The organism is Phyllobacterium sp. K27 (assembly GCF_054796155.1).
The window spans coordinates 149,508-162,847 of sequence record NZ_CM139240.1 but is presented as its reverse complement, the minus strand read 5'-3'; the positions used below and the strand labels follow the sequence as shown (position 1 = coordinate 162,847).

12 protein-coding genes are annotated in these 13,340 nt (G+C 54.9%); 3 read left to right on the top strand and 9 right to left on the bottom strand.

The window, feature by feature from the left end:
- Positions 1 to 12: 12 nt before the first annotated feature.
- The 4 genes from ACYJL1_RS00815 to ACYJL1_RS00800 form a co-directional block, all read right to left on the bottom strand.
- Complete coding sequence (locus ACYJL1_RS00815) at positions 13 to 1,377, bottom strand: PepSY-associated TM helix domain-containing protein (RefSeq protein ID WP_460896583.1); 1,365 nt, start codon at positions 1,375 to 1,377, stop codon at positions 13 to 15.
- An 80-nt stretch (positions 1,378 to 1,457) separates the two neighbouring features.
- Positions 1,458 to 1,841 carry a hypothetical protein gene (locus ACYJL1_RS00810; RefSeq protein ID WP_460896582.1) on the bottom strand — a complete coding sequence of 128 codons (384 nt, stop codon included), beginning with the start codon at positions 1,839 to 1,841 and terminating at the stop codon, positions 1,458 to 1,460.
- 229 nt (positions 1,842 to 2,070) lie between these two features.
- Entirely contained in the window at positions 2,071 to 4,023 is a 1,953-nt protein-coding gene (locus ACYJL1_RS00805; protein WP_460896581.1) for a MacB family efflux pump subunit, read from the bottom strand.
- Complete coding sequence (locus tag ACYJL1_RS00800; RefSeq protein ID WP_460896580.1) at positions 4,023 to 5,237, bottom strand: efflux RND transporter periplasmic adaptor subunit; 1,215 nt, start codon at positions 5,235 to 5,237, stop codon at positions 4,023 to 4,025. The genes ACYJL1_RS00805 and ACYJL1_RS00800 overlap by 1 nt, the downstream gene beginning before the upstream one ends.
- Positions 5,238 to 5,495: 258 nt before the next feature.
- Here ACYJL1_RS00800 and ACYJL1_RS00795 point away from each other — a divergent pair, with 258 nt between their 5' ends.
- Positions 5,496 to 6,710, top strand: coding sequence for an Mrp/NBP35 family ATP-binding protein (locus tag ACYJL1_RS00795; RefSeq protein ID WP_460896579.1), 1,215 nt, complete (start codon positions 5,496 to 5,498; stop codon positions 6,708 to 6,710).
- Positions 6,711 to 6,751: 41 nt separating this feature from the next.
- Here the strand turns inward: ACYJL1_RS00795 and ACYJL1_RS00790 are convergent, their stop codons facing one another.
- On the bottom strand, positions 6,752 to 7,915 hold the full coding sequence (locus ACYJL1_RS00790) for an acyl-CoA dehydrogenase family protein (RefSeq protein WP_460897889.1): 1,164 nt from the start codon (positions 7,913 to 7,915) through the stop codon (positions 6,752 to 6,754).
- On the bottom strand, positions 7,893 to 8,213 hold the full coding sequence (locus tag ACYJL1_RS00785) for a hypothetical protein (protein ID WP_460898101.1): 321 nt from the start codon (positions 8,211 to 8,213) through the stop codon (positions 7,893 to 7,895). Before ACYJL1_RS00785 ends, ACYJL1_RS00790 begins: the two co-directional genes overlap by 23 nt.
- Here ACYJL1_RS00785 and ACYJL1_RS00780 point away from each other — a divergent pair.
- Positions 8,110 to 8,760, top strand: a complete 651-nt coding sequence (locus tag ACYJL1_RS00780) for a winged helix-turn-helix transcriptional regulator (protein ID WP_460897888.1) — start codon at positions 8,110 to 8,112, stop codon at positions 8,758 to 8,760. The genes ACYJL1_RS00785 and ACYJL1_RS00780 overlap by 104 nt on opposite strands.
- A 110-nt stretch (positions 8,761 to 8,870) precedes the next feature.
- Here ACYJL1_RS00780 and pip read toward each other — a convergent pair whose 3' ends face one another.
- The 3 genes from pip to ACYJL1_RS00765 form a co-directional block, all read right to left on the bottom strand.
- Complete coding sequence (pip, locus tag ACYJL1_RS00775; RefSeq protein ID WP_460896578.1) at positions 8,871 to 9,824, bottom strand: prolyl aminopeptidase; 954 nt, start codon at positions 9,822 to 9,824, stop codon at positions 8,871 to 8,873.
- Between the two features lie 108 nt (positions 9,825 to 9,932).
- The gene (locus ACYJL1_RS00770; RefSeq protein ID WP_460896577.1) at positions 9,933 to 11,561 is read right to left on the bottom strand and encodes an alpha-D-glucose phosphate-specific phosphoglucomutase; all 1,629 of its coding nucleotides are present in this window, start codon (positions 11,559 to 11,561) and stop codon (positions 9,933 to 9,935) included.
- A 305-nt stretch (positions 11,562 to 11,866) separates the two neighbouring features.
- Positions 11,867 to 12,484 (bottom strand): L,D-transpeptidase, encoded by a 618-nt coding sequence (locus ACYJL1_RS00765; protein WP_460896576.1) that lies wholly within the window; start codon positions 12,482 to 12,484, stop codon positions 11,867 to 11,869.
- 174 nt (positions 12,485 to 12,658) lie between these two features.
- On the opposite strand from ACYJL1_RS00765, the gene ACYJL1_RS00760 reads away from it, so the two are divergent.
- Complete coding sequence (locus ACYJL1_RS00760) at positions 12,659 to 13,153, top strand: MmcB family DNA repair protein (protein WP_460896575.1); 495 nt, start codon at positions 12,659 to 12,661, stop codon at positions 13,151 to 13,153.
- The last annotated feature ends 187 nt before the right edge of the window (positions 13,154 to 13,340 follow it).

Genomic DNA, 13,340 nt, shown 5'->3' with positions numbered 1-13,340 from the left:
CAGTTTGAATGGTTATGAGAATACGCGTTTTAATGGGGAAGGGATGCGGGTGATCAACTGATCGATAACAAGCATTGCAAGGATGGCGAAACCGGTAAGCGGAAAAGCTATGCCAAAGCCGAGAATCACCATTGTCAATGTAATGAAGATGCTGGTTTGCGAAGGCATGGGCGGCACGCCCAATCGGCCCGATGGGCGGCGTTTCCACCACATGACAATGGCCGTGACCGAAGTCAGCACTATGGCAAGACAGGTTAAGAGCATAATGATCTGGTTGGCCAGTCCCCAATATTGCCCCATATGGACCCCGACGCCAAATTCTATGACTTTTCCGCCAATGCCATAATCGGAAAACTTGATGTCAATCAAAGGCTTACCCGTATAGCGGTCATAGTGGATTGTTCGTTGCTTTGTAATGTCGTCCGGGAAAATTGCGGCCGTGTAGACGCCCTGTTTGCCTGTTGGCAAGGAGACTTCATAGCCGGGATTGATGCCCGCTTCGTTGGAGGAAGCAATGATCTGGTCAAGATTGACCCGCTTGCCCGGTAGGCTTGGTGTGGATTTCGGTACAGGGGCATTTTCCACTGTCCAGCCAGCATGGTCGACAACATCCTTTGTTGGTACGGTCGAGACCGGAACATCATCCCAAAGCCGTGTCGGATAGCCTATGCCCGCGCTGGAAAGGGCGGCATTGACCTGTCCGCCCCAATAGCTCGACCAAGGCATGCCGGAGATGGCCAGAAAGAAGATCAACGCTCCGGCCGATGCGCCGGTAACCGCATGCAGGTCTCGCCAGAACACGCGTTTGGAAGGGGTTCCGCGTACGCTGACAACGCCGCCGGTCTGTTGGCGCGGCCACCACAGGTAGAAACCCGTGACCACCAGAATAAGCGCCAGCCCTCCGACTATTTCCACCATCTTGTTGAAAACAATGCCGAAATATTTGAGGCTGTGTATTTGCCTTACAACCTGATTAAACTCCTTCACTTCAGGAACAGTTCCCAGGATAGCGCCGCTATAGGGGTTGACGAAGACCAGCGTCTTTTCAACAGACGTGCCAACAGTGACACGAACCGAATGCGAAGGGTCGGAGGGAACCCGGTAGCGAACAACTTTTGAGCCGGGTACCGCTGCTCTTGCATTCTCAGTAAGCAAGGAGGGAGCCAGGGACTCGCCCTTGGGTTCTACGATATTACGATAGGCGAAAACCGTATCGTCAATCTCGTCCTTGAACAGATAGAGCCCGCCCGTGACGGCAAGATTGATCATGAACGGAATGACCAGAAGTCCCGCGAAGAAGTGCCAGCGCCACACGGCGCGATAGAGAGATACACTGATATTGTTAGGCTTTTTGCCAGCCTCGGCAAGAACTGCCATAATTATTCCAATCGTCTGACGGCCAAAGAGATGGTCCCGCGGAGCAGGGCCATATTCAAGCGCCAAAGGCGCGTTTGGTATCAGGCGAAAGGGGGAGCTTGCGGCGGAGCGGATGGCGGATAGGCGTGCCGCGCAATGAGGGCCGCCTCCCGCTTAATCGCAAGTGACTGTAAAGGTTCAACTTTTTTACCCGAAGTCACAGGCGGGACGGGCAGTATAACCGACGAAACGAGCCGGCAGGCCTCACAGCCATTGCCATGCCAGGCGGACTTGTGATGGTCTTTTTCAGCATCGGTATCAGTCAGGCAAAGCACCGGCAATGAACCGTCGGGAAGCGTATAGGCAGACAAGTCTTCCTGTGCAGAGGCAACGGAAATCGGCTGATGGGCAAAGGCAACGAATACGAGCGCCAATGCGCAAAGCATGCGCACCGCCATCCGCCAATCGTTCCAAACCTTGCGCATTATCGCCTCGCTAGACAGTCCGACATTTTCATAGCGGCACTTTTAACGAAAAGCCATGCGGCAAAGAGGATGCAACTAACAGCAACCAAACTGCACGTTGAAATTGCAATTTTTCAGCAAAAATCGCCGATTCTTCTGCGACTTTCTCCAACTCTTTTGTGATGCCGCATGTCGCACGAACCTAGCCGAAACCAAAAGACGACGACTCAATTGCCCTGTCCACTATCCCCTAATCCCGTGCGAGGGCATCAATCGGGTTGAGACGCGCGGCTTTTCGGGCGGGCAGGAAGCCGAAGGTCAGTCCGACGATGATGGCAGTGACGCAGGCGACCATGATGGCATTGACCGAGATGATCATCGGGAAGGAACTGCCGACAGGTGCGAAAATAGCGCCGATCGTCAGGGCCAGACCGACACCGACAATTGCGCCGGTCACGGTCACAGCAGAGGCCTCAATCAGAAATTGCAGCATGATATCGATCTGGCGTGCGCCGACGGCCATGCGCAAACCAATTTCCTTTGTACGCTCGGTCACCGAAACCAGCATGATATTCATGACGCCGATACCGCCAACGACCAGGGCGATGGCTGCAATGGAGGACATGAGCAGAGAGAGAATCTTCGTCGTGTTTTCGATGGTCTTGCGCATCTGGTCACTGTTGAAAATGAAAAAATCCTTGGTGCCGTGACGCCGCTCGAGCAGCGCGACGATGGCTTTTTCGGCGGCCCCCGTATCGACATTATCCGATACACGCAAAGTGATTTCGTTCAGGCTGCCTACGCCGCTTATGCGGGTGAATAGGCTCGTATAGGGCATATAGATTTGCAGCCGCTTGTCTCCGCCCATGCCACCAGTGGATTTGGCCGCAACACCGATGACGACAACCGGAACTTCAGCCACCACAATCACCTGGCCGACAGGGTTTGCCACATTCTTGAACAATGCCTGTTTCGTATTGTCGTCGATGACCGCTTGCTGCAAGCCCATTGCCTGGCTGCGTGCATCGAAGAAACCGCCCTGCACGATCTTACGCTGGACAACCCGGAAATAATTATCCCCCACACCGTTGATGGTCGCATCGACAGAGATATTGCCAAACTGCGCTTTGCCAGTCGTCGAGACAGAAGGTGTTACACTGTCCACATAGGGTTGCGATCCCAAAGCTTCGGCATCGGCAATGACAAGGCTTTTGATTTTGGCGGCGTTCTCATCGCCCCAATCCTTGCCGGGGAAAATACTGATCGTACTGGCACCAAGACCACTGATTTCGTTCAGCACCATGCGCTGACCACCCTCGCCAAGACCAACAACCGCTACGACTGCCGCGATGCCGACAATAATGCCCAGCATGGTCAAGGCAGTGCGGGTGCGATGCGCGATCATGGAGCGCAGTGCCATGGGCAGTGCTTCCATCAGGCGGCGCATAAAACCGCTGAACCAACCGGCAGAGGCAGGCTGTTGCGTCAGTTTGGCGGTGGTGGAAACCGGCCTGTCCGGCTTGCGCTGATCGGCAATAATTGCGCCATCCTTGATTTCAATAATCCTGTCCGCATGGCCAGCAACATCCATATCATGCGTCACGATAATGATCGTATGACCGGCAGCATGAAGCTCTTTGAGAATGTCGAGAACATTTTCGCCGCTCTTGCTGTCCAGCGCGCCCGTGGGTTCATCGGCCAGGATGATTTCACCGCCATTCATCAATGCCCGCGCGATGGAAACACGCTGCTGCTGACCGCCGGAAAGCTGGTTGGGTCGATGGTCCATACGGTCGCCGAGCCCGAGCCTTTCAAGGATGGCGATAGCGCGCGACCGGCGCTGACCCTTTGGAGCGCCGGAATAGACCGCCGGTATTTCGACATTTCCAATAGCGCCAAGATCCGGCATCAGGTGATAACGCTGGAAGATGAAGCCGAAATGTTCGCGCCGCAATTCAGCAAGTTCGTCTTTTGTCAGGCCGGAAGTCTCGCGACCAGCCATGATATAGCTGCCCTTGGTCGGTTGATCCAGGCAACCAAGAATATTCATGAGGGTCGATTTACCGGAGCCGCTGGCCCCGACAATGGCGACAAATTCTCCCGCTTGTATGGTCAGATCAATAGTGTCGAGGGCAACGACGTCCTCGCTGCCTGCCGCGAAAATACGTGATAGCTGTTTGACTTCGAGCAGAGCTGCACTCATCAGGAGGGTGTCTCGCTGCTTGCGGTCTTGCTGGTGTCAGGTGTCGGGGTGCCGCCATCGATCACCACCTCATCGCCAACTTGCAGACCTTCAAGAACTTCAGCCTTGATCATGTCGGTCAAGCCGATCCTGACGAGCTTTTCTTCGGTTTTTCCATCAGCCAGTTTGACCTTGACCTTATAGCGGCCATCCGGTTGCCGGGCAGAAAGCGCCGACCAGGGAATGATTGGCTTATCCTTGATCGAGCCGATAATGATGTGGACTTGCGCCGTCATTTTCGTCCGCAAGCGCTGGTCCGGATTAGGGACGGTCAGCAAGCCGTCATAATAGATTGCCGTGCCCTTGCTGCTATCGGTCTCGACGCTGGATTTGGCATCGGTTGTGATCGATGGCGGAGCAAAGTCGATGCGCTGAAGTTCGGCTTCATATCGGGTTTGCGCATCGCCCATAATGGTGAACCAGACCTTTTGGCCGGGCTTGGTGCGCCAGACATCGGCTTCGGAAATCTTGACCTTCACATTCATTGTATCGAGCTTGGCGACGATGACGACGGTCGGGGTCGTTTGTGTGGAATTGAGTGTCTGACCCTCTTTGGTGACAACAGCAATAACAGTGCCATCAATGGGCGAGACAATGCGCGTATAGCCCAGATTGGCGGTTGCCGTTTCGACATTGACCTCGGCCTGTTCGATCTGCGCACCGAGCGAGGCGATTTCCGCCTGCAAGACAAAATAGTCTGATTCAGCCGTGTCAAAAGCCATTTGCGAAGCGGCTTTTTGTTCAAGCAATGCCGTTTGGCGTTCATAGGCAGCTTGAGCTTTTTTGAGCTGGACCTGCTTGACCTTGCGCAATGCCTGGCTGTTTGCCAGCTCTGCCTTGGCGACACGAAGGGCATTCTCCTGCGGCACGGAATCGATCTCGGCAATGCGATCACCGGCCTTCACCGGCTGACCGGATTCGACAAAAAGGGTTTTGACCTGACCGGAAACCTGCGCACCGACATTGACCATCTGCACCGGCTCCAGAGTACCCGTTGCGAGCACGGTTTCTTCAATGGAACCAAGCGCGACCGGCGCAGTGAACACGCTCTGCTCCGGTGCTTTGCCGGAGGAAAACACCTTCGCCATCAACAACCAGACGACCAGAAGCCCGACAATGGTGAAGATGACCAGTTTCAGAGCGCGGCTGCGGAAGCGGGAACGGAGTTGAGACATGTTTCTGACCTGACGGATACGCGAGTGCAATGCTGACAGCGGGATTGGCTAGAGCGCCATATTATGGCTTTTTCACATCAATCATGATGCGTGGTTAGAGTTTTCACTTATCGCCAGGCATAGGTGGCCCATAGACATTGCGCGAAAGTGACTCGCAGCAAGACTGGTGCAGCAAAGACAGGCCGCGTACAAATGACCATTTGCGTTTCTGCCCAACTGCATTATCTGAGATGTAAGAACGACAGGGATGGAATTGCAATGGCAGACGTGACGAAGACTGAGGTCCTGGAACAATTGAAGACGGTGACCGGTCCGGATTTCAACAGCAATATTGTCGAACTGGGTCTGGTTTCAGATATTTTCATTGCCGACAACAAGGTGTTCTTTTCGATCACTGTCCCTGCCGAGCGTGCGCAGGAGCTGGAGCCGCTTCGCTCCGCCGCCGAACGTGTGGTCAAGGCTATGCCCGATGTGAAGGGTGCTGTGGTTGCGCTGACCGCAGAAAAGCGCGGCGGCCCGACAAGCGATGACGCGCCGCAAGCAGGGCCTGCGCCAAGACCCGCGCAAAGACCGGCCCCGGCAGGCGCCGTGCCGCCACAGCGGGTTCCGGCCAAGGCTCCTGCCGCTGCCGGTCATGCGGGCCATGGTCATGCGGCTGCTCCGGTCAAATCCGGCGTGCCGGGCGTTGGCGCAATCATCGCCGTGGCTTCCGGCAAGGGCGGGGTCGGCAAATCCACGACTGCGGTCAATTTGGCTTTGGCCTTACAGGCCAACGGCCAGCGCGTCGGCATTCTCGATGCGGATATTTACGGGCCTTCCATGCCGCGGCTTTTGCACCTTTCCGGCAAGCCGGAAGTGGTCTCTGGCCGTGTGCTGAAACCCATGGAAGGCTATGGGTTGAAGGTCATGTCGATAGGCTTCCTCGTGGATGAGGAAACGCCGATGATCTGGCGCGGGCCGATGGTCATGTCAGCGCTGACGCAGATGCTGCGCGAGGTGCAATGGGGCGATCTTGATGTGCTGGTGGTGGACATGCCGCCCGGCACCGGCGATGCGCAATTGACCATGGCGCAGCAGGTGCCGCTTGCCGGTGCGGTGATCGTTTCAACGCCGCAGGATCTGGCGCTTATCGATGCGCGCAAGGGCCTCAACATGTTTAAAAAGGTCGATGTGCCGCTGCTCGGAATTGTCGAGAACATGAGCTACTTCATTGCGCCCGATACGGGCGCGCGCTACGATATTTTCGGCCATGGCGGCGCCCGCAAGGAGGCAGAACGCCTCGGCGTGCCTTTCCTTGGCGAAGTGCCGCTTGTCATGGAAATTCGTGAGATGTCGGATGCGGGAACGCCCGTGGTCATCAGCAATCCGGATGGTCCACAGACCAAGGTTTATCGCGAAATTGCTGCCAAGGTTTGGGACCAGTTGAAGCTGGCCAAGGGCGGACGCACCGCCCCGGCAATCGTGTTCGATTAGAGGATGGCGGCCAGTGCTTGAGCCGCCACCAATATCGGGCCTTAAAAAATATGATCCACAGGCTGGCCGAGAGCCATTGCTCCGGCATAATGGGCCTGCGGGCCCTGCTGTAGCGGATGGTAGCGCGCGCCCTGTATATCGCGGAAACGCTGTTCCAGACGATTATCCCGGTAAAACCCGCTGCCACCCGCTAATTCCATCGCCAATTCTACGGCTTTGATCGCGTGTTCGGCCACGAGAGACCGGCCGATCATGGTTTCATTGACGGTTATGGCAGAAGGGGCATTGCGTGCAGCAATGTTTACCATCCACTGATGTGCCAGTTGCGCGGCACGCAACGATGTGTCCATCCGGCCAGCGAGATTGAAACTTTGAGCATTCAAGGGTTTCTTACCCGCAAGACCAACGGCGATATCGCGCGCGCTTTCGGCAACGCCCAGATAAACCGCATAGATAAGCGGAAAGGCGATCGTCGAAATGATCTGGAACAATGGATGCCATTCGCCAGCCTTACGCGAAAGGGCGACGCCGCTATCGGCAATAAAGAGATTATCAAAAATTACATCGTTGGAACCAGTGCCGCGCATGCCCATCGCCTTCCAGGTTTCCACGATGCTGACGCCCTCGGCTTGCATGGGAGCGGCAAAATGGATGACATTGCGTGATCCGTCATCATTCTCGACAATTGCTCCTGTCATCAGAAGATTGCCCGCATTGGCGCCTGAGGTGAATATCTTTCGCGCAGAGATGCGATAGCCGCCATCGACTTTGACGGCCTTGCCAGAGCCGCCGATCCAATCGGAACCACCGCTGGAAAGCAGGATCAGTTTTTCAGCTGCAACACGTTTCAGCAGAGGTTCTACGGCCGCCAGTTTCTGGTGCTGCCAGCGCCATGCGGGAATTGCGACCTGGTGTGTATGCATGGAAAATGCCAGTGCCGTCGAAGGGCATGCATGCGCGATAATCCGCAACATCTCCGCCAGTTCCGCGACATTCGCGCCGCCGCCTCCAAGTTCAAGCGGTACGCCGATCTCGACAAGACCGGCTTCCTTGAGCAGTCTGTAATTATCGGCGACAAATGTGTCCGTCGCATCGATATGGCTGGCGCTCTCGGCGAAAGCGGATGACAATGTGCGGGCAATCTTGGCGGCAGGACTCGCGCGGGAGTTTGTTTCGGCGTTATCAACCGATGATAAAGGTGCCATGGTGTTCATAATGTTCTCCTCCTTCTTGTTTTGTAGTGAAAGCAAAATCCTCCCATTGACCGGTTTGGTCTAGTTCACGAAATGAACTAGTCCGTTTCCATGCATGATCTTTTGGAGTATCTTCAAGCAAAACAAAGTCCTGAGGGGGACGCATGGAAACGCATGGCGGATACGGCCAGTTCTGTCCGGTGTCGATGGCCTCTGAGATATTATGCTCGAGATGGACAACGCTGATTTTGCGGGAGCTTTTATGCGGCACGACGCGCTTCAATGATTTGCGCAGGGGTGTGCCGCGCATGTCTCCTGCACTTCTTTCAAAACGCCTGAAAGAACTCGAGCGCGCTGGCGTCATAGTGACGGTGCCAAATGCTGGCGGCGTTCTGGAATATCATCTTTCGCCCGCCGGAGAGGATTTGCGCCCTGTCATCATGGGGATTGGATTTTGGGGTCAACGTTGGGTGGAATCTCAGGTTTCGTTGCGCAATCTTGATCCATCGCTGCTGATGTGGGACATGCGCCGCCACCTTAATCCCAAACCATTGCCGCAGCGTCGTTGTACGATTCAGTTTCTGTACCCCGAACTTCCGCAAGCCCGGCAGAACTTTTGGCTTGTCGTTGAGGCTGGGTCTGTTGATCTGTGTGGTTTCGATCCCGGATATGACATCGATCTGCTCATCACCAGTTCATTGAAGAGCATGACGGCAATCTGGATGGGCCTTTCGCAGGTTCGCCACGAAGTGAATGCCGGTAACCTCGAATTCGATGGCGACCCGGCGGTTGCCGCCGCCATGCAGCAATGGTTGGGGCTAAGCCCGTTCGCACAGGAACCGCGCCGCGTTTCATAACGACAAATAGGCGAGGGTGATCGCAGCTGAGGCCGATTATTTTGCCAAGTAGAAGCCAGGCGAAGCGCCAGGCTGATTGCTGTTATTTAAAGAACGATTGGTTCGCTGCACTAAAGCCCGGAAAACTGATCAGTGGCACGGATCAATCGGTCAAGAATACCCGGTTCCATATAAGCGTGTCCTGCGCCTTCAATCAGATGATATTCGGCATCCGGCCACGCCTTGTGAAGCGCATAGGCATATTTGACCGGGCAGGGCATGTCATAGCGTCCCTGAACAATTACACCCGGAATACCGTGGAGCTTATAGGCGTCACGAAGCAACTGTCCCTCCTCCAGCCATGAGCCGTTCATGAAGTAATGGTTCTCCAGCCGGGCAAAGGCCAGCGCATAATGACCATCCCTGAAGCGTGCGGAATATTCAGAATCAGGAAGAAGCGTCACCGTCTCACCCTCCCAGATTGTCCATGCTTTTGCTGCTTCAAGCTGGGCAACCGGATCGCATCCAGTCAAGCGCTTGTGGTAAGCGGCAACCATGTCGCCGCGTTCCTCCTCCGGAATGGGTGCTTGAAACAGCTCCCATTTGTCCGGAAATATCTCGGAAACACCAAACTGATAGTACCAGTTGATCTCCGCTTTGGTGACCGTATAAATGCCGCGCAGGATCAGTTCACTGACATGTTCAGGGTGCTTTTCTGCATAAGCGAGGCCAAGCGTCGATCCCCACGACCCTCCGAATACCATCCATTTCTCAACACCGGCCAGCTTCCGCAAGCGCTCGATATCCTCGACAAGATGCCATGTTGTATTGGCGTTAAGGTCGGCGTGAGGGACCGACCTTCCGCAACCGCGCTGGTCGAACAGCATGACATCGTAAACATCAGGTTTGAAGAGACGGCGATGATTTGGCGATACGCCGCTACCCGGGCCGCCATGGAGAAAAACCGCTGGTTTACCGCCCCTTTTCCCCGAGCGTTCATAGTAGATGGAATGCCCGTCGCCAACATCGAGCATGCCGGTTTCATAGGGTTCTATCGGCGGATAGAGCACGCGAAGTTGTGTCATCAATACCTCTTGATGCCTTGAATATCAGGGGGTTGGAATTGAAGATTGCAGGCACAGACACGCGGCAGAGCGAACCTGCCGCAGTGCCCGTCTCTATCCTGCAAGGATTTAAGTAATCACGCTCGGTTCTTTGCGACCGGTCTGGGCCTTGATGGCGGAAAGCTCCTCGGCAGCAAGGATAAGGTCCGCAAGCGCTGCCTGCGTTTCCAGATCATGTCGCGACGGGTCTGGTTCATAGCGCTCGATATAGACGCGGATGGTAGCGCCAGAGGTGCCGGTCCCTGACAGGCGGAAAACAACGCGCGATCCGCCTTCGAACAGGATGCGGATGCCCTGATGCTCGCTGACGGATTTGTCGACCGGATCGTGATAGGCAAAATCATCCGCTGCTGCGATTTTCAGGCCCTGAACGGACGTGCCCGGCAGACTGGCGAGCTTGGCGCGTAGCGCGTCGATAACCCTGTTTGCGCTGGTCGTATCAACGCCTTCATAATCGTGGCGCGAATAATAGTTACGGCCATAGCTTGTCCAATGTTCAGCGGCGATTTCCTGAACACTCATGCGGCGAACAGCGAGTATGTTAAGCCAGAGCAGAACGGCCCAAAGTCCGTCCTTTTCGCGCACATGATTTGAACCCGTGCCGGAGCTCTCTTCGCCGCAGATGGTTGCCATGTCCGCATCCAGCAGATTGCCGAAGAACTTCCAGCCTGTCGGCGTCTCATACATGCCGATTTTCAACTTTTCCGCAACACGGTCGGCAGCACCGCTGGTTGGCATGGAGCGGGCAATGCCTTTAAGGCCAGCCTTATAGCCCGGCGCAAGATGCGCATTGGCAGCAAGCATGGCAAGCGAGTCGGAAGGAGTGATGAAAATACCCTTGCCGATGATAAGATTGCGGTCGCCGTCGCCATCGGATGCCGCACCGAAATCGGGGCCATTGGCCGACATGAGAAGGTCATAGAGTTCCTTGGCATAAACCAGATTAGGATCAGGGTGGTGGCCGCCAAAATCCGTCAGCGGCACGAAATTGAGGCAGGTGCCTTCCGGTGCGCCGAGGCGCTTTTCGAGAATTTCCTTGCCATAGGGGCCTGTCACCGCATGCATGGAATCAAAACGCAAGGTGAAGCCCGATTTGATCAGGGCACGAATGGCGTCAAAGTCGAACAAAGTTTCCATCAAGGCCGCATAATCGGCAACGGAATCGACAATCTCTACATCCATGTCGCCAAGCTTCTGCGTGCCTATCGCGTCTATATCGATGTCAGCGCTCTCGGCGATCCTGTATTCCTTGATGGTTTTCGAGATGGCGAAAATGGCTTCGGTGATCTTTTCCGGTGCGGGACCGCCATTGCCGATATTGTATTTAATGCCGAAATCTTCGGTGGGGCCGCCTGGATTATGGCTAGCCGAGAGGATCAACCCGCCAAATGCCTTGTATTTGCGAATGAGATGAGAGGCAGCCGGGGTTGAGAGGATACCGCCCTGACCCACCAGTACCCGGCCAAAACCATTGGCGGCGGCCATCTTCAGCGCGATCTGGATGACTTCGCGGTTGTAGTAGCGGCCATCTCCGCCAATCACCAGTGTCGTGCCGTCATAGCCTTCAAGGGCGTCGAATACCGACTGAATGAAATTCTCCGCATAATTGGGCTGCTGGAAAACAGGGACCTTCTTGCGAAGACCTGATGTACCGGGCTTTTGGTCATCGAATGGTTGGGTGGCAACGGTTTTAAACATATTCACTTTCCAGTTTTAGCTTAGAGCGTTTTGCGTTTTGAAGATTCAAAACGACGCTCTAAGTCTTTGTTTTACGCAATTCCGGACGGAAAACCGCTACACACTTTTCCTGGAATTTCTCTATCCGGGTTGGTCCAAGATCGACAGGTGCAATCTATGAGGCGGCAGATGATCAGGTCAACACGGCAAAATCAGGAGAGAAAAATAAAGACATATTGGAGTGTTGGTCATATTCTTGTCATCTAACAAAAAAGGCCACTCGAGAGTGACCTTTTTGCGATGTTTCGTGGTTGAGCAGAACTGTTTTATCGAACAATGACCTTGGCGCCGACCTCGGCACGATTGTAAAGGTCGATAATGTCCTGGTTCATCAGGCGAATGCAGCCGGATGACATGGCTTTTCCGATAGACCACCACTCCGGCGTGCCATGCAGGCGATAGCCCGTATCACCACCCTTGTTGAAGAGATAAAGCGCGCGGGCGCCAAGCGGATTTTGCAGCCCCGGCCTCATGCCATTGCGGAATTCAGCCAGTTCCGGCCTGCGCTTGATCATTGCGCTTGGAGGCGTCCATGTCGGCCATTCACGCTTGAGTGCAATGCGTGCCGATCCGTTCCACTCGAAACCTTCCTTGCCGACACCAATGCCGTAGCGCATGGCCTTGCCGCCGCCGAGCACGAAGTAAAGAAATTTTGTCTGTGTATCGACAATGATCGTGCCAGGCGTTTCGCCGCCATCATAGCGAACTTCCTGTCGCAGGAACTGTGGAGGAATTTTTGCACGGGGAATCGCGGGAAGGACGTAGCCTGCATCCGTGACCGAGCTGTAAGAGGCCGTTGAGTAATTAAACCCGATCGTGGAACAGCCGGCCAGTGCAGCTGCGCCCATCAGGCCAGCCGCAAGAACGATAGTTTTAAATCGCATGATCACCCCGTTGGTTGTGCGAATCCATATGCTACTTATGGTTGCCTCTTTAGCGCCATTATTGTTAAAGCTTCATTAACCGTAAAGCTTCGTTTTCCATTAACCATGGTTTTCACCTATCTATAGGTGTATTTTCCACCACATGGTTGCAAAAATGCCGATAGATTCGCCATCATGCCTATAGTCAGTCTGAGCCAGACCAATCCGCTTATCGATGGCCGCCAATCCGAAAATGCCATGCTGGTGCGCCGCGGTGTGCAGCGGCTTTTTCTGGAAATGGGCCTGGCGGTCATGCCGGAACTATCGCTGGCTTCCGGCCGGCGTGCAGATCTTGTGGCATTGTCCCGCAATGGTGAAATCTGGATTGTCGAGATAAAATCGTCCATTGAGGACTGGAAGGTGGATCGCAAATGGCCCACCTATCGCGATTACTGCGACCGGCTGTTCTTTGCTACTCATCCGGGTGTTCCAGCCGATATATTTCCCGAGGATTGCGGCTTCATTCTCTCGGATGGCTATGGCGCCGAGATTATCCGTGATGCGCCTGAGCACAAGCTGGCAGGCGCCACGCGCAAGGCAATGACGCTGCGCTTCGCCCGCGTGAGTGCCGCCCGCATGACCCTTGCCGAACTGTCAGGAATCGATCTGCCCGAAACCGATATGGAATAGGGCCGCGGCGTAAAAAAGCCCTTTACCAACAGATGGTTGCCGATATTCGCCTATCGGCAAACGCTTCCTGTCATCGCCTATGTTGTGATCACCCAGCGAATGTTCGCTGCGGAGAGAATGCGTTTTTCCGTAGGCCTAAAGGCTAATTGACGATCCCCGTATGCAATTTATGGTTACAGCGTGTTCA